The sequence below is a fragment of the Monashia sp. HAY1-11D genome, from assembly GCF_056868035.1.
In genome coordinates, this window is record NZ_CP200320.1 from 3,966,476 (window position 1) to 3,982,776 (window position 16,301).

General features: G+C 73.2%; 13 protein-coding genes. 6 read left to right on the top strand and 7 right to left on the bottom strand.

From position 1 onward, the window contains the following. Positions 1-63: 63 nt before the first annotated feature. Positions 64-534 carry a Rieske (2Fe-2S) protein gene (locus AC1VM9_RS18415; RefSeq protein WP_481344930.1) on the bottom strand — a complete coding sequence of 157 codons (471 nt, stop codon included), beginning with the start codon at positions 532-534 and terminating at the stop codon, positions 64-66. After that, positions 531-3,752: an excinuclease ABC subunit UvrA gene (uvrA, locus tag AC1VM9_RS18420; protein WP_483123647.1), complete on the bottom strand. Its 3,222-nt coding sequence runs from the start codon at positions 3,750-3,752 to the stop codon at positions 531-533. Before uvrA ends, AC1VM9_RS18415 begins: the two co-directional genes overlap by 4 nt. 62 nt (positions 3,753-3,814) lie before the next feature. On the opposite strand from uvrA, the gene AC1VM9_RS18425 reads away from it, so the two are divergent. Genes AC1VM9_RS18425 through AC1VM9_RS18435 form a run of 3 tightly spaced genes read left to right on the top strand, consistent with a single transcriptional unit; the run spans position 3,815 to position 7,159 of the window. Next, positions 3,815-5,779 (top strand): glycoside hydrolase family 15 protein, encoded by a 1,965-nt coding sequence (locus tag AC1VM9_RS18425; protein ID WP_483123648.1) that lies wholly within the window; start codon positions 3,815-3,817, stop codon positions 5,777-5,779. Beyond that, entirely contained in the window at positions 5,766-6,464 is a 699-nt protein-coding gene (locus AC1VM9_RS18430) for a maleylpyruvate isomerase family mycothiol-dependent enzyme (protein ID WP_483123649.1), read from the top strand. Before AC1VM9_RS18425 ends, AC1VM9_RS18430 begins: the two co-directional genes overlap by 14 nt. 2 nt (positions 6,465-6,466) lie before the next feature. After that, on the top strand, positions 6,467-7,159 hold the full coding sequence (locus AC1VM9_RS18435) for an MBL fold metallo-hydrolase (RefSeq protein WP_483123650.1): 693 nt from the start codon (positions 6,467-6,469) through the stop codon (positions 7,157-7,159). Positions 7,160-7,169: 10 nt separating this feature from the next. Here the strand turns inward: AC1VM9_RS18435 and AC1VM9_RS18440 are convergent, their stop codons facing one another. The 3 genes from AC1VM9_RS18440 to AC1VM9_RS18450 form a co-directional block, all read right to left on the bottom strand. After that, entirely contained in the window at positions 7,170-8,561 is a 1,392-nt protein-coding gene (locus AC1VM9_RS18440) for an ATP-binding protein (RefSeq protein ID WP_483123651.1), read from the bottom strand. A gap of 10 nt (positions 8,562-8,571) precedes the next feature. Beyond that, entirely contained in the window at positions 8,572-10,251 is a 1,680-nt protein-coding gene (locus tag AC1VM9_RS18445; protein WP_483123652.1) for an FAD-dependent oxidoreductase, read from the bottom strand. An 81-nt stretch (positions 10,252-10,332) separates the two neighbouring features. Next, positions 10,333-10,668 (bottom strand): hypothetical protein, encoded by a 336-nt coding sequence (locus tag AC1VM9_RS18450; RefSeq protein ID WP_481343024.1) that lies wholly within the window; start codon positions 10,666-10,668, stop codon positions 10,333-10,335. A gap of 176 nt (positions 10,669-10,844) precedes the next feature. Between AC1VM9_RS18450 and AC1VM9_RS18455 the strand changes: the two genes are divergently transcribed. The 3 genes from AC1VM9_RS18455 (at position 10,845) to AC1VM9_RS18465 (ending at position 13,972) form a co-directional block, all read left to right on the top strand. Beyond that, on the top strand, positions 10,845-11,633 hold the full coding sequence (locus AC1VM9_RS18455) for a C40 family peptidase (protein WP_483123653.1): 789 nt from the start codon (positions 10,845-10,847) through the stop codon (positions 11,631-11,633). After that, complete coding sequence (locus tag AC1VM9_RS18460; RefSeq protein ID WP_481343026.1) at positions 11,630-12,511, top strand: EamA family transporter; 882 nt, start codon at positions 11,630-11,632, stop codon at positions 12,509-12,511. The genes AC1VM9_RS18455 and AC1VM9_RS18460 overlap by 4 nt, the downstream gene beginning before the upstream one ends. 72 nt (positions 12,512-12,583) lie before the next feature. After that, positions 12,584-13,972 (top strand): MFS transporter, encoded by a 1,389-nt coding sequence (locus AC1VM9_RS18465; RefSeq protein WP_483123655.1) that lies wholly within the window; start codon positions 12,584-12,586, stop codon positions 13,970-13,972. A gap of 16 nt (positions 13,973-13,988) precedes the next feature. Here AC1VM9_RS18465 and AC1VM9_RS18470 read toward each other — a convergent pair whose 3' ends face one another. Both AC1VM9_RS18470 and AC1VM9_RS18475 read right to left on the bottom strand, forming a co-directional pair. Next, positions 13,989-14,912, bottom strand: coding sequence for an oxidoreductase (locus AC1VM9_RS18470; RefSeq protein ID WP_483123656.1), 924 nt, complete (start codon positions 14,910-14,912; stop codon positions 13,989-13,991). Positions 14,913-14,990: 78 nt separating this feature from the next. Then, the gene (locus tag AC1VM9_RS18475; protein ID WP_483123657.1) at positions 14,991-16,037 is read right to left on the bottom strand and encodes a TerC family protein; all 1,047 of its coding nucleotides are present in this window, start codon (positions 16,035-16,037) and stop codon (positions 14,991-14,993) included. Between the last annotated feature and the right edge of the window lie 264 nt (positions 16,038-16,301).

Below are 16,301 nucleotides of genomic sequence, written 5' to 3' on the forward strand. Positions count from 1 at the left end.
AGGTGACCGAGGTGCCCGACGGGACCGACGTGCCCGACGTGACCGGTGGCCGGGCCGTGGGACTCAGCCGACGGTGAAGCCCGAACCGCTGACGGTGACGGTCTTCGGGCTCAGGCCCGTCGGCGCCGGGCCCGACACGACCTCACCGGTGGCGAGGGCGAAGTGGCTCTGGTGACACGGGCACACGAGCTGGCCGCCTTCCACCGCGGACACCGCGCAGCCCTGGTGCGGGCAGGTGGTGTCGAAGGCCTTGAAGGTGCCCGCCTGGGGCTGGGTGACGACGGTCTGGGTGTCCGGGAAGAACTTCGCGCCGCCGACCGGCACCTCCGACGTCGGCGTCGGCGTGGCCGATCCACCGGCACCGCCTGCCGCACCGCCGGAGGTGCCGGTCGGGACGGGCGGGCTGCTGCAGGCGGCGAGCGCACCCGCTCCGGCGACCGCTCCGGCGACGGCGCCGGCGGCGCGCAGCACGCCGCGGCGTCCGGGCAGGCACGCGCCCGCGTCGGTACCGCCGTCCTGGTCGTGCTCGGTCATGCCTTCCTCTTTCGCGTCGTGGTGCTCGGCGACGTGCGGGCGGTGCTCACGGTGGAGGCCGAGGACGTCTTCTTCGCGGCGGCGGTCGTGACACCCCCACGGGTGCGGCCGCCGGTCGCGCCGCCCTTGGTGGGGCTGCCCTTCGCGGCTGTCGTCATGGTCCGCGTCGAGCCTGATCCTGCCCCGGTAGTCCGCTGGGAGCGGGCCGAGGACGTGGACCCCGTCGATGAGCTCGTCGAGGAGCTCGTTGAGGAGCCCGTCGATGAGCTCGCCGCGGAGCCCTTGGAGGACGTCTTTGAGGACGAGGCCTTCGAGGCCCGCGTCGTCGTCCGCGCGGTGCGCTCGAGGATCGGCTTGAGGAAGCGGCCGGTGTGGCTGGCCGCGACCTCAGCGACCTCCTCGGGGGTGCCCTCGGCGATCACGGTGCCACCGCCCGAGCCGCCCTCGGGCCCCATGTCGATGATCCAGTCGGCGTTCTTGATGACGTCGAGGTTGTGCTCGATGACGATGACGGTGTTGCCCTTGTCGACGAGGCCCTGGAGCACGTCGAGCAGCTTGCGGATGTCCTCGAAGTGCAGCCCGGTGGTCGGTTCGTCGAGGACGTAGATGGTGCGGCCGGTGGAGCGCTTCTGCAGCTCGCTCGCGAGCTTCACGCGTTGGGCCTCGCCACCGGACAGGGTCGGTGCCGGCTGGCCGAGGCGCACGTAGCCGAGGCCGACGTCGTTGAGGGTCCGCAGGTGGCGCGCGATCGCTGGCACCGCCTCGAAGAAGTCCGCGGCCTCCTCGATCGGCATGTCGAGGACGTCGGCGATCGTCTTGCCCTTGAAGTGGACCTCCAGCGTCTCCCGGTTGTACCGGGCCCCGTGGCACACCTCGCACGGGACGTAGACGTCGGGCAGGAAGTTCATCTCGATCTTGATCGTGCCGTCGCCCGAGCACGCGTCACAGCGACCGCCCTTGACGTTGAACGAGAACCGGCCGGGTTGGTAGCCCCTGACCTTGGCCTCGGTCGTCTCGGCGAAGAGCTTGCGCATGTTGTCGAAGACGCCGGTGTACGTCGCCGGGTTCGAGCGCGGGGTGCGGCCGATCGGGCTCTGGTCGACGTGGACGACCTTGTCGAGCTGGTCCAGCCCGGTCACGGTCTTGTGCCGGCCCGGGACGTGCCGGGCACCGTTGAGCTTGTTGGCGAGGACGTTGAAGAGGATGTCGTTGACGAGCGTCGACTTGCCCGAACCCGAGACGCCGGTGACCGCGACGAGGTTGCCGAGCGGGAAGCTGACCGTGACGTCCCGCAGGTTGTTCTCGCGCGCCCCGGTGACGGTCACCTGCCGGCCGTCGTGGCCGCGGCGCACCGGCGGCGTCGGGATCTCGCGCCGGCCGGACAGGTACATGCCGGTCAGGGAGTCGGGGTGCTCGAGCAGACCCTTGACCGGGCCGGAGTGCACGACGTGTCCGCCGTGCTCCCCGGCGCCCGGACCGATGTCGACGACCCAGTCGGCGGTGGCGATGGTGTCCTCGTCGTGCTCGACGACGATGAGCGTGTTGCCGAGGTCGCGCAGCCGCGTCAGGGTCTCGATGAGCCGGTGGTTGTCGCGCTGGTGCAGGCCGATCGAGGGCTCGTCGAGCACGTACAGCACGCCGACGAGGCCCGAGCCGATCTGCGTGGCGAGCCGGATGCGCTGCGCCTCGCCGCCGGACAGCGTGCCGGCCGGCCGGTCGAGCGAGAGGTAGTCGAGGCCGACGTCGAGGAGGAACCCCAGACGGGCGTCGATCTCCTTGATGACCCGCTCGGCGATCTGCTTCTCGCGGGCCGTGAAGTCGACGGTGTCGAGGAACCCGGCCGCCTCGCTGATGGCCAGGGCACACACCTCGGCGATGTTCTTGCCGCCGACGAGCACGGCGAGCGACTCGGGCTTGAGGCGGGCGCCCTTGCAGACGGGGCACGGGACCTCGCGCATGTAGCCCTCGTACCGCTCGCGGCTCCAGTCGGAGTCGGTCTCGGAGTGGCGCCGCTTGATGAACGGGACGACACCCTCGAAGCCGGTCGTGTACGAGCGGTCGCGGCCGTAGCGGTTGCGGTAGCGGACGTGGACCTTGTAGTTCTGCCCGTGGAGCAGCGCCTCGCGGGCCCGTTCGGGCAGCGCCCGCCACGGCACGTCCATCGAGAACTTCATGTCCTCCCCGAGCGCGCTCATGACGCGCTGGAAGTACTCGGCCGACCCCGAGCCCTGGGCCCACGGCTGGATGGCCCCCTCGGCGAGGGTCAGGTCGTCGTCGGGCACGACGAGCTCGGGGTCGACCTCGAGCTCGGTGCCGATGCCGGTGCACGTCGGGCACGCACCGAACGGGGAGTTGAAGGAGAACGACCGTGGCTGCACCTCGTCCATGCCCAGGGGGTGGTTGTTGGGGCAGGCCATCTTCTCGGAGAAGCGGCGCTCGCGGTCCTTGTCCTTGGCGTCACGGTCGACGAAGTCGATGACGAGGACGCCTCCGGCCAGGCCGAGCGCGGTCTCGACGGAGTCGGTGAGGCGTCGCTTGGACCCGGCGTCGTCGCCCTTGGCCACGAGCCGGTCGACGACGACCTCGATGGTGTGCTTGCGCTGCTTCTCGAGCTTGGGGGCCTCGGTGAGCGAGACGACCTCGCCGTCGACGCGGGCGCGGGAGAACCCCTTGGTCTGCAGCTCGGCGAAGAGGTCGACGAACTCGCCCTTGCGCCCCTGGACCACGGGGGCGAGCACCTGGAACCGGGTGCGGTCCTCGAGCGTGAGCAGCTGGTCGACGATCTGCTGGGGCGACTGCCGGGTGACCGGCTCACCGCACACCGGGCAGTGCGGGCGGCCCGCACGCGCGAACAGCAGACGCAGGTAGTCGTAGACCTCGGTGATGGTGCCGACCGTCGAGCGCGGGTTGCGGTTGGTCGACTTCTGGTCGATGGAGACGGCGGGCGAGAGCCCCTCGATGAAGTCGACGTCGGGCTTGTCCATCTGGCCGAGGAACTGCCGCGCGTACGCGGAGAGCGACTCGACGTACCGGCGCTGCCCCTCGGCGAAGATCGTGTCGAACGCGAGGCTCGACTTGCCCGACCCGGACAGCCCGGTGAAGACGACGAGGCTGTCCCTGGGGAGGTCGACCGAGACGTCGCGCAGGTTGTGCTCGCGCGCGCCGCGGACGACGAGGGAGTGGGAGGTGCCGGAGGGCGTAGCAGTCACGCGCCCCATGCTAGGTCGGGCCACCGACAGTGCCTCGCGGCGCCACTGGCACCGTTCGGCATACTCGCTCCATGAGCACGCCGCGGTCCACGCCCATCGAGGACTACGCCGTCCTCGGCGACCTCGGTACCGCAGCCCTCGTCAGCCTCAAGGGCTCGGTCGACTGGCTGTGCCTACCCCGGTTCGACTCGCGAGCCTGCTTCTCGGCGCTCCCCGGCACCCCCGACAACGGCCGCTGGCTGCTCACGCCGGCCGACCCCGACGCCCGGACGACGCGTCGCTACGTCGGCAACTCCTTCGTCCTCGAGACGACGCACGTGACGTCCACCGGGACCGTCCTCGTCACCGACGTCATGCCGCTCGGGGACGGTCGCTCCGACGTGCTGCGCCGCGTCGAGGGGGTCGAGGGGACGGTCCGGATGCGCCACGAGTGGACGGTGCGCTTCAACTACGGGCGCACCCGACCGTGGGTCATGCGGCACACCGACGACCGCGAGGGCCGCACCGACGAGATCATCACGGCGATCGCCGGCCCCGACATGCTCGTCCTGCGCGGTGCGCGGCTCCCGCATGCCCGGGAAGGCCACCACGTCGACGAGTTCGACGTGGCCGCCGGGGAGACGATGACCTTCTCGACGACGTGGTTCCGCAGCCACGAGGCCATCCCGCCGCCGCTGCGCGTCCGGGCCCGGATCGAGGAGACCCTCGCCCTGAGCGAGAACTACGCCGCGCAGAGCCACTACACCGGACCCTACGCCGCGGCGGTGACGCGCTCGCTGCTCGTCCTGCGGGCGCTGACCCACGGGTCGACCGGCGGCATCGTCGCGGCGGCGACGACCTCGCTGCCCGAGGACGTCGGCGGCGAACGCAACTGGGACTACCGTTTCTGCTGGCTGCGCGACGCCGCGCTGACGCTCGAGGCCCTGCTCGGCTGCGGCTACCTCGACGAGACGGCGCTGTGGCGCGACTGGCTGCTGCGCGCCGTCGCCGGCGACCCCCAGGACATGCAGATCATGTACCGCGTCGACGGCGGCCGCGACCTGCCCGAACGCACCCTGCCGCACCTGTCCGGCTACGCGGGCTCGCGACCGGTCCGCATCGGCAACGCCGCCGTCGACCAGCGCCAGACCGACGTGCTGGGCGAGGTCATGATCTCTCTGGAACACGCCCGCCAGCGCGGCCTCGAGGAGAGCGACGACTCGTGGAGCCTGCAGCGTGCCCTCGTCAACCACCTCACGACGCACTGGCAGGAGGCGGACAACGGGTTGTGGGAGATCCGCGGCCCCCTGCGCCACTTCACCCACTCCCGCGCCATGGTGTGGGCCGCCTTCGACCGGGCCGTCCGCGCGGTCGAGGAGTACGGCCTCGAGGGGCCGGTCGACCTCTGGCGCGAGCTGCGCGACCGGGTCCGCGAGGAGGTGCTGACCAAGGGCTACGACCCGGCCCGCAACACCTTCGTCCAGCACTACGACACGACCGAGCTCGACGCGTCGCTGCTGACGCTGTCCTCCATCGGCTTCGTCGACGGTGACGACCCCCGCATGGTCGGCACGATCCGGGCCGTCGAGGAGGACCTCCTGCGCGACGGCCTCGTCATGCGCTACCGCACGCGCACCGGCGTCGACGGGCTGGCCGGCGACGAGCACCCGTTCCTCGCGTGTTCCTTCTGGCTGGTCACCGCCTATGCGCGGGCCGGGCTCGTCGAGGAGGCCACGACGCTCATGGACCGGCTCGTCGGCCTGGCCAACGACGTCGGCCTGCTCTCCGAGGAGTACGACCCCGGGAGCGGACACCTGGTGGGCAACTTCCCCCAGGCCTTCTCGCACCTGGCGCTCGTCGGGGCCGCCCTCGCCATCGAGCGGGCGAGCCGGCGCCCGGGGGACGCCGCCGAGGGCCCCGAGCAGCAGCCCTACGAGGAACCCGACACCGAGGACACCAAGGACACCCAGGACACCCAGGACACCCAGGACACCCAGGACACGCAGGACACCCAGGACACGCAGGACCACCAGGAGGCTTCCCATGCACCGTCGTGACGTCACGCCCCGGCACGTCGCCACCGAGACCGACCGGCTGCTGGCCACGGTCGACCGGCTCTCCGACGCGGACCTCGCCGGGCCGTCACTGTGCGAGGGGTGGTCGCGCGGTCACGTCCTCGCGCACCTCGCCCGCAACGCGGACGCCCTGACCCGCGTGGTGTCGGTCGCCACGACCGGGGTCCCCGACACGATGTACGACAGCACCGAGGCCCGGGACGCCGACATCGAGGCCGGTGCCGGGCGCTCGCTGGGGGCGCAGGCCGAGGACCTGCGGGCCTCGTCCGCACGCCTCGCCGCCGAGCTGGACCGGCTCGCCCCCGACCACGGCGGCATCCGGGTGCACCGCACACCCGACGGGCCGGAGATCGCCGTGGGAGCGGTGCCGTACCTGCGCCTGCGTGAGCTCGTCTTCCACCACGTCGACCTCGATGCCGGCTTCCGGTTCGCCGACGCGCCCGCCGACGTCGTCGAGCTGCTGCTCGCCGACGCCGTGGAGCGGCTCGCGGGCGAGGACGCGCCGGACGTCCGCCTGCGGACCGACGAGGGTGACGAGCACGTCCTCGGAGCGGGGACGACCCGGGTCTCTGGCCCCCGGGCCGGGGTTCTCCTCTGGCTGGCCCGTGGACGGACCGACGGCGTCGTCGTCGACGGGCCCCTGCCGACGCTGCCCTTCGGAGGCTGACCGTGCCCGGCGCCGCACCGTACACCGGCCACGTCGAGCCGGGCGGCCCCGCAGCGGTCCGCGAGCTGCCCCGGCTGACCATCCGCAAGCTGTCGGTGTCCTCGTTCGACAACAACGTCTACCTGCTCACCTGCCGCACCACGGGCCGGCAGCTGCTCGTCGACGCGGCGGCCGAGCCGGAGCGCGTCCTCGAGCTCGTCGCGGCGGGGGCCGGCGGACAACCGCACCTCGACGTCGTCGTCACGACGCACCGCCACCGCGACCACGTGGGGGCCCTCGCCGAGGTGGTCCGTGCCACGGGGGCGCGCACCGTCGCGGGGGCCGAGGACGCCGACGCCCTGCCGGTGCCGGTCGACGACCGGGTCGGCCAGGGCGACACGGTCCGGTTCGGTGACGTCGTCCTCGACGTCGTCCACCTGCGCGGTCACACCCCGGGGTCGGTGGCGCTCGCCTACGCCGACGCCCAGGACCCCGCGGGGCGGACGCACCTGTTCACCGGCGACAGCCTCTTCCCGGGCGGCGTCGGCAACACGCGGAACGAGGGCCAGAGCTTCGACGCGCTCATGGCGGACGTCACGACCCGGGTCTTCGACGTCTACGAGGACGACACGTGGTTCTACCCGGGGCACGGTGACGACTCGACGCTCGGCGCCGAACGACCGCACCTGCCGGAGTGGCGTGCCCGCGGCTGGTGACCTCCGAGCGTCAGGGCGTCCCGGCCACCGGCAGGCGCACCCGGAACGTCGTGTCCCCGGGGCGGGAGTCCACCTCGATGGTGCCGCCGTGCCGGTCGACGACGATGCGGCGCGCGATGTCGAGCCCCAGGCCGGAGCCCCGCCCGACCTCCTTCGTCGTGTAGAACGCCTCGAACGCCCTCTCGAGGGACTCGGCGTCCAGGCCGGGGCCGGTGTCGTGGACCGAGACGACGACCGAGCCCTCCTCGGACCGCGTCCTGACCGTGAGGGTGCCCGAACCGTCCATGGCGTCCACGGCGTTGTCGACGAGGTTGGTCCACACCTGGTTGAGCTCGCCCGGCAGCCCCTCGACCGCCGGCAGGTCCTCCCCCCAGTCGCGCACCACGGTGACGCCGTCGCGCAGCTTCGGCCCCATGACCAGCAGCGTGCTCTCGAGGCCGTCGTGCACGTCGACGCGCTGCAGCGAGGCACGGTCCATCTGCGAGTAGGACTTGATGGCCGACACGAGCTCGGAGACGCGTCGGGTGGACTCGCGCACCTGGCGCAGGAGGGCTGCGACGTCGACGGTCGCGCCGACCCAGGCCAGACCCGGCCCGACGGCGGGAGGAGGGAGGACCCGGGCGACGCGCTCGCACCAGGCGGGGTCGGCGCCGGCGGCCACGAGCGAGGACGCGAGCTCCCAGGCCCGGGCGACCCCGCGCGCCTCGAGCCACTCGCCGAGAGCCTCCTCGCGGTCGGCCTGCACGAGGGCGTCGGGTAGCGTCGTCACCGGCCTGAGCTCGCGGCGCAGCGCGTCGAGCGTCGTGAACTGCTCCGACGTCACGGCTCGGACGGCCATGCCCCGCAGGGACTCGAGGAGCACGTCGCACGCCTGTTCGAGGTCCGCGGCCGAGCGGGTCGCGGCGGCGGCCGGGTTGTTGATCTCGTGGGCCAGGCCCGCCGCGAGCGTGCCGAGCGTGACGAGCGCGCTCCGCTGGCGGGCCGTGGCCTCGATGGAGCGGGCCGTGCCGTAGAGACCCGCGACGAGGTGGGCGGCGAACGGGAACCACGCGTCCGCGAGCGCCCGGAGCCGGTCCGCCGGGACGCGCAGGACGCGGCCGGTCTCGCGGCCGCGGGCCGTCGCGAGGTAGACGCCGTGCTCGTCCCACGCACGGAACCCGCCCGCCCATCGCCCCGGCACGTCCATGCGCCCGACGACGACGTCCTCGCGCCCGCCGTGCCTCGACAGCTCGAGGGCCCCGTCGAGGAGCACCCACCAGGCGTCGGCGTGCTCGCCCTCGCGGAAGAGCAGCGTGCCGGGGTCGACGCGCACCTCCTCCCCGGCCTCGATGAGCTCGTCGAGCTGCTCGTCGGACAGGCCGTCGAAGAGCGGGACCGCTCGCAGGTCGGTGCGTGTGACCACCGCAGCCTCCTCAGACCGTCGCGAGGTAGCGGTGCACGAAATGGACCGCCATGGCGCCTTCGCCGACCGCGGAGGCGACGCGTTTCATCGAGTCGAGCCTGACGTCGCCCGCGGCGAACACCCCCGGCACGCTGGTCTCCAGGGCGAAGGGCGCACGCCGGAGCGGCCACTGCGGAACGCCTTGTGAGACAGACATACCCGCGTGGACGTTGACGAGATCCGTTCCGGTGACGACGAACCCGTGATCGTCGCGGACGACGTCGTCCCCGAGCCAGTCGGTCCGGGGCTCGGCGCCGATGAAGACGAACAGCCAGGACGCCGGGACCTCCGTGACGGCGCCGGACTGCCGGTGGCGCAGCGCCAGCCCCTCGAGGTGCCCGTCACCGGCGACGGCCGCCACCTCGCAGCCGAGCCGCACCTCGATGGCGGGGTGGGCACGGATCCGGTCGACGAGGTAGGCCGACATCGACGCCTCGAGGCTCGGGCCGCGCACCACGAGCGTCACGCCGCCGGCGAAGCGGGCCAGGTTGAGCGCTGCCTGCCCGGCCGAGTTGGCGGCGCCGACGACGAACACGTCGTCACCGGCGCACTGGGAGGCGTCCCGGGCGTTCGCGCCGTAGTAGACGCCGCGGCCGACGAGCGCGTCGATGCCCTCGGCGTCGAGGCGCCGGTACGACACGCCGGTGGCGAGCACGACACTGCGGGCCTCCACGTCGTCGGCGCCCTCGATCCGCACGGCCCGTACCGGTCCGCGGGCCTCGAGCGCCGTGACGTCGCGCGCGACGACGACCTCGGCGCCGAAACGTCGGGCCTGGGCGAGGGCGCGCTGCGTCAGGTCCGCCCCGGACAGGCCGCGGGGAAAGCCGAGGTAGTTCTCGATGGCCGCGCTCTGGCCGGCCTGGCCGCCGGGTGCCGCGTGCTCGACGACGATCGTCGACAGGCCCTCCGAGGCCGCGTACACGGCAGCCGCGAGACCGGCGGGGCCGCCGCCGACGATGCACAGGTCGTAGAGGCTGCGCTCGGCGCGGGTGCGCAGCCCGAGCGCTGCCGCGAGGTCGACGATCGCCGGACTGCGCAGCGTCTCGCCGTCGGGCACGAGGACGAGCGGCAGGTCGGACGCGGCGGCCCCCGACAGCTCGAGCAGCCGCGCCCCCTCCGGGTCGCGCTCGACGTCGAACGACGTGTAGGGCACGTGGTTGTTGGCCAGGAAGCTCTTGACCTCGTGGCCGCGCTCGGACCAGCGGTGCCCCACGACCCGGACGTCGGCCGAGTGGTCCGGGTGCTCGGCGTGCCAGTCGGACAGGAGGTCGTCGAGGACCGGGTAGAGCCGTTCCTCCGGCGGGTCCCACGGCTTGAGCAGGTAGTGGTCGAGGCCGATCTCGTTGATGGCGGCGATGGCGACCTCGGTGTCGGCGTAGGCGGTGAGCAGGAGCAGCTTGGCCTCGGCGACGACCCCGCGAACCTGCCCGAGCAGCTCGATGCCGGTCATGCCGGGCATCCGCTGGTCGGCGAGCACCAGCGCGAGCGGGGTGTCACGCAGGACCAGCCGCCGCGCCACCTCGAGTGCCTCCGGTCCCGAGGTGGCGCGCACGACCCGGTGCTCGCCTCCGTAGCGGGAGCGCAGGTCGCGCGCCACCGCCTCGGACACGTGCGGGTCGTCGTCGACGGTGAGGATGACCGGCCTGCCCACCACGTCAGCGTAGGAGCCGGCGGGCGACGCCGGGCCGTTCTCGCCGGATCCCGCCGGCCCGCGCTGGGAGACCGGTGGGGCTCAGGCGCTCTCGGCCTCGTCGACGTCCGAGATGTCCGACTCGCGGTCGGTCCCTTCGACGACCGCGATGAGCTCCTCGAGCTCGGTGCGCAGGAAGGGCAGGTCGTCGGGCACGTTCGTCAGGATGATGTGCCGCCGCGGGCTGTGGGCCACGCAGAGCCCGACGCCGAGACGAGAACGCCCGTGTCGCTCGCGCCAGGCCCGCTCGAGGGCCGGCCCGCCGTCCCAGTCGACCGGGGCAAGGAGCCAGCCCTGCACGTCGACGATGTCGCCGTCCGGGCCGTGCCGTCGGTTCTTCGGGGGATCGAATCTCTCGACGGTGATCCGCTCGTCCATGTCTCGACGGTACTCCTCGGCCCCTGCCCGCAGGACCCTTCACCGGTGGGCGAGTCGCCATCGTCACGAGACTCGCAGCCGCCACCCAGCCGGCGTCCACGAACCACCGGCCGACGCGTCGGTCCCGGCGGGGCCGGGCGGCTGCGCGGGGCCGGCGGGGTGCGAGGATGGCTCGCGTGAGCGCCGTCCCGACCCCCACCACCACGCAGGTCACGCACCTGACCCGCGTCGCCGTCACCACCGTCTGGACCGACCCGGCAAGCCCGCGCCCGGTCGACGCCCCTGCGGTCGCGGACGAGCCGGACCCGGTGGCGTGGCTCGCCGCTCTCGACGCCGCGGGCGCCGACGAGGACGGCGGCGGCCGGCTCGGGCTGCACGGACGCGTCGAGACCCAGCTGCTCGAGGGCGAGCCGGTGCAGGTCACCGGGACCGACGCCTCGGGCCGGTGGTCGCACGTCCTCGCCCCCTGGCAGCGCTCCCCCAAGGACGGACGCGGCTACCCCGGCTGGGTGCCCACCGCGCACCTGCGGGCGCTCGCAGATGACGAGGCGGCCCCGGACGGGCCCGTGGCCTCGGTCGACGCCGCGACGCTCGAGGGGCCGCACCCGGCCGTCACCCTCGCCCGACGCCACCTCGGGCTGCCCTACCTCTGGTCCGGCACGTCGCCGCTCGGTCTCGACTGCTCGGGCCTCGTCCTCGCCACGTGGCGCGAGCTGGGGGTCGTCGTCGCCCGCGACGCCTACGCCCAGGCCGAGACCGCCGAGCCGGTCCCGGTCGCGGACGTCAGTGCCGGTGACCTCTACTTCTTCGCCCGACCGGGCCGGCCGGTCCACCACGTCGGCATCGTCGTCGCCCCGGGGCGGATGGTCCACGCGTCGGAGACCGGAGGCGTCCTCGTCGAGGAGGACCTGCCGCAGGAGCGCCTCGACAGCCTCGTGGCCGCCGGGCGGCTCCCCCTCAGGTGAGCATCGACCGTCGGACCGCGCCGCTGCTCGTCCTCGGCGGCGTCGTCTCCGTCCAGTTCGGCGGGGCGCTCGCGGCCACCCTCGTGCCACGCATCGGCGCTGCCGGGTCGGTGCTGCTGCGCCTGCTGTTCGCCATGGTGGTCCTCGCCGCCGTCGCGCGGCCCTCGGCACGTGGCCGGTCCCGCGAGGACTGGCTCACCGTCGTCCTCTTCGGGGCGGCTCTCGCCGCGATGAACACAGCGTTCTACGCCTCGCTCGCGCACCTGCCGATCGGGGTCGCCGTGACGATCGAGTTCCTCGGTCCGCTGACACTGGCCGCGGTCCTCAGCCGCCGCGGGCGCGATCTCGTCGCCGTCGTCGCCGCCGGCCTCGGCGTCGTGCTCGTGTCCGGAGCGCTCGGCGCGGCCTGGGCCCGCTTCGAGCCCGTCGGCATCCTCTTCGCGGCCCTCGCCGGCGCCATGTGGGCCGCCTACATCGTGCTGAGCCAGCGCACCGGCCGGGCCTTCGCCGGCCTGGACGGCCTCGCGCTCGCGCTCGTCGTCTCCACGCTGCTCGTCGCACCGGTCGGCCTGCCCTCGGTCGCCACGTGGACGGGAGGTGACGTCGCCCTCGGCTTCGGCATCGCCGTGCTGTCCTCGGTCCTGCCGTACTCGCTCGAGCTCGTCGCCCTCCGGCACCTGGCCCAGAGCGTCTTCGGCATCCTGCTGTCACTGGAGCCGGCGGTCGCGGCGGTCGCCGGGTTCGTCGTGCTGCACCAGGTGCTCGACGCCGGGCAGCTCGCCGGGATGGCTCTCGTCGTCGGGGCGAGCGCCATGGTGCTCGGCGCGCAGGGACGCCGTGAACCGCCGGCCGAGCCCGACCCCAGCCTCGGCCCGTGACGCGGCACGGCGCACCGCAGGCTGACGCCGGCCGCTTGACCTCAGGTCGGCTCGAGGTCGTAGCGTCGGCGGGTGACCACCTCCGACGCCGTGACCGCTGACCCGCACCTGCCCGCCGACGAGCGCGGCGGTCTGCTGTCGCCGGCTCTGCGGGCCACGACGGTCGGGATGCTCGCGCTCGTGTCGCTGCACGCGTTCGAGGCGCTCGCCCTGACCACCGTCATGCCGACCATCGCCGCCGACCTCGACGGCGAGTCGCTCTACGCCATGGCGTTCACCGCGACGCTCGCCGCCGGCATCGTGAGCATCGTGTGGTCCGGCAACCTCGCCGACCGCCGCGGACCACGCCCACCGCTGCTCATCGGCCTGGTCCTCTTCGCCGCCGGCCTCGTCGGGGCCGGCCTGGCCCCGACGATGCCGGTGCTCGTCGGGGCGCGGGTGGTCCAGGGCCTCGGGGCCGGCATGACGAGCACGGCGCTCTACGTCATGGTGACCCGCGTCTACCCACGACGCCTCCACACCGCGATCCTCGCCGGGTTCTCCGCGGCCTGGGTCGTGCCCTCGATCGCCGGCCCGTTCGTCGCCGGGCTCATCGCGCAGACCGTCGGCTGGCGGTGGGTCTTCGGCCTGGCGATCGTCGTCCTCGTCGTCGCCGCGGCGCTCCTGTCCCGGATCGTCGCCGGCCTCCGGCAGGAGCCGGTGCCCGTACCGTGGCGCCGCGGAGCCATCGTGGCCTCGGTGGCGCTGGCCGTGGCCGTCCTCGTGCTCAACTCCGCCTCGGGGGCCGTCGACGTGCGCTCGGTCCTCGTCGCCGTCGTCGCGGTCGTCGTCGTCGCGGGCACCGTGCACCGGCTCATGCCGCCCGGGACCCTGCGCCTGCGTCGGGGCCTGCCGAGCGACGTCGCGCTGCGGGCCGTCGCGTTCGCGGCCTTCACGGGCGGCGAGGTGTACCTGCCGCGCCTCCTCACCGAACGCGACCACCTGTCTCCCAGCCTTGCCGGCGTCGCCCTCACCGTCACCGGTGTCACCTGGTTCGCCGGGTCGTGGGTCCAGGGGCGGTGGGCCGACCGGTACGAGATCGGGCGGACCGCCCGCGTCGCGTTCGGAGCCATGGTGGTGACGCTCGTGGCGCTGGCCGTCGGGGTGGCTGCCGGCGCGCCGGCCTGGGTCCTCGTCGCCGTGTTCCCCGTGCTGGGCCTCGGCATCGGCACCCTCTACCCACGCGTCACGGCCCAGGCGCTGGCACGGGCCTCGGACGGTGAGCAGGGCTTCGTCAGCTCGGCCCTGCAGATCGGTGACTCGGCCGGTGCAGCGACGGCCATCGCCGTCTCGGCGCTCGTCTTCACGGCCGCCGGGTCGAGCCGCCCGGAGGCCTATGGCGCGCCGGCGTACGTCGCCGTCCTCGTGACGATGCTCGTCCCGGCCGCGGTCGGCTGGCTCGGCGCCCACCGGGTCCGCTGAGCGCCCGGGGCCGGACTCAGCCGGATTCGGCGGGCCCGTCGGGTGCCGGCGGGGCGGACGGAAGGTCGAAGCTGCGCCGGACGACGGCGTCCCACACCCGGTCGCCACCGAGGAGCCGCGTCGCGACGAGCGCCCTGGCGGCCGGGGTGACGAGGTACCGGCTGCGCGGGTGGTCCGCCTCGACGGCTCTCGCGACGACGCGCGCCACGGCGTCGGGGCCGACCGCGCTGCGCGACCGGTAGTTGCGCTCGGTGACCGCGTCGGACGTGGCCCGCAAGGCCGCGTACGGCCCGTCGTCACCGCCCCGGGCCAAGCCCTGGGAGGCGACGTCACCGAACTCGGTCCGCGTCAGCCCCGGCTCGACGAGGACGACGGCGACACCGAACGGAGCGACCTCGACGCGCAGCGCGTCGGTGAGGGCCTCGACCGCGTACTTCGACGCGTGGTACCAGCCACCGGTCGGGAACGTGATCCGGCCGCCCATCGACCCGATGTTGACGATGCGCCCCCGGCCGGCGGCCCGCATCGCCGGCAGCACGAGCTGGCACATCCGGCCCAGACCGAAGACATTCGTCTCGAACTGGCGACGCACCGCCTCGAGCGGCACCTCCTCGACGGGCCCGTACTCGCCGTACCCGGCGTTGTTGACGAGGACGCCCACCGCGCCGTGCTCCCGCTCGACCACGGCCACGGCCGCGCGCATCGACGACTCGTCGGTGACGTCGAGCTCGAGCGTCCGGGCCCCCGCGACCCTGAGGTCCTCGAGCGTCTCGGGTCGACGGGCCGACGCGTAGACGACGTGGCCGTCGGCGACGAGCCGGGCCGCCGTCGCTCGCCCGATGCCCGAGCTGCAGCCGGTGACGAGGACGGGTCCGCCGCCGGGCGTGCTGCGTGGGTCGGCCGCCCCGCGGCCGTCTCCGGTGGGGCCGGTGCTGGTCATCGCGTGCTCCTCGCTCCCGCCGCCGGGACCGGTGGCCTCCCCGCAACCTAGCGCGGGAGCGAGCGCCCGGGCGAGCCGTCAGGGGCGATGCGAGGGCGTGCCCGCCGTGCCGGTGCCCGTCGTGTCGGCGCCCGCCCCGCCGGCGGCCTCGCGCCCGGCGTCGCGGCGGGACCTGACGAGGCTGGCCACGGTCGTGACGCCGAGGATGACGACGATCGCACCCAGCGAGACCGAGATCGGGATGTCGGGGACTCCCTCGACCGGGCGCCCACCGTTGACGAACGGCAGGTTGTTCTCGTGGAGCGCGTGCATGACGAGCTTGACGCCGATGAAGCCGAGCAGGACGGCCAGTCCGATGCTGAGGTAGACGAGGCGCTTGAGCAGCCCGCCGATGAGGAAGTAGAGCTGGCGCAGGCCCATGAGGGCGAAGACGTTGGCCGTCAGGACGAGGAAGGGCTCCTTCGTCAGGCCGTAGATCGCGGGGATCGAGTCGAGCGCGAAGAGCAGGTCGGTCGTCCCGAGCGCGAGGATGACGATGAACATCGGCGTCACCAGGCGCTTGCCCTGCTCGATGACCGTGAGGCGCGTGCCGTTCCACTCGGTGGTGGCCCGGAAGCGCTTCTCGACCCACCGGAGGAACCGGTTCTCCTCGAACTCGTCGTCGTCGCTCTCGCCCTGGGTCGCGAGCTTGACGGCCGTGTACACGAGGAAGGCACCGAAGATGTAGAAGACCCAGGCGTAGGCGTTGATGACGACGGCGCCCAGGGCGATGAAGACGCCACGCAGGACGATGGCGATGACGATGCCGATCATGAGCGCCGACTGCTGCAGCTTCTGCGGCACCTTGAAGCTGGCCATGATGAGCAGGAAGACGAAGAGGTTGTCGACCGAGAGGGAGTACTCGGTCAGCCACCCGGCGTAGAACTCGCCGGCGTACTGGCCGCCCCACTGGAACCACACGTAGAGGCCGAAGAGCACCGCCGCAGAGACGTAGAAGGCGAGGTGGCGGCCCGCCTCGGCCATCGAGGGCACGTGCGGCCGTCGGGCTATGACGAAGATGTCGATCAGGAGGAACACGGCCACGAGGCCGATGGTCAGGAACCAGCCCCAAGCGGGAACGTTCATGGGCACAACCTTCCGGTCACCGAGATCAGCAACCGGAGGTCTCTCCCGCCCCGCCGCACGTGGCGACCGGACCGACGGGACCGGAAGCAGCGGTGTACCGCTTCGTGATGACGAGCCCGTCGCAGCAGGGATACTCCCCTCCGAGAACGCCTGATCCTCTCACCGCGACGCCCCACCCCCCAAATCGGCGTCCGTGCCCAGGCCACCGGAGGACGCCACGCGCACCGGTGCGTGGCGGCCGCGCGGTTGCGGCCGCCGCCGGCC

Bases quoted from the DNA above. Each gene is read 5' to 3' on its own strand.
- AC1VM9_RS18415 (WP_481344930.1), bottom strand. From the start codon at position 534: ATGACCGAGCACGACCAGGACGGCGGTACCGACGCGGGCGCGTGCCTG.
- uvrA (WP_483123647.1), bottom strand. From the start codon at position 3,752: ATGGGGCGCGTGACTGCTACGCCCTCCGGCACCTCCCACTCCCTCGTC.
- AC1VM9_RS18425 (WP_483123648.1), top strand. From the start codon at position 3,815: ATGAGCACGCCGCGGTCCACGCCCATCGAGGACTACGCCGTCCTCGGC.
- AC1VM9_RS18430 (WP_483123649.1), top strand. From the start codon at position 5,766: ATGCACCGTCGTGACGTCACGCCCCGGCACGTCGCCACCGAGACCGAC.
- AC1VM9_RS18450 (WP_481343024.1), bottom strand. From the start codon at position 10,668: ATGGACGAGCGGATCACCGTCGAGAGATTCGATCCCCCGAAGAACCGA.
- AC1VM9_RS18470 (WP_483123656.1), bottom strand. From the start codon at position 14,912: ATGACCAGCACCGGCCCCACCGGAGACGGCCGCGGGGCGGCCGACCCA.
- AC1VM9_RS18475 (WP_483123657.1), bottom strand. From the start codon at position 16,037: ATGAACGTTCCCGCTTGGGGCTGGTTCCTGACCATCGGCCTCGTGGCC.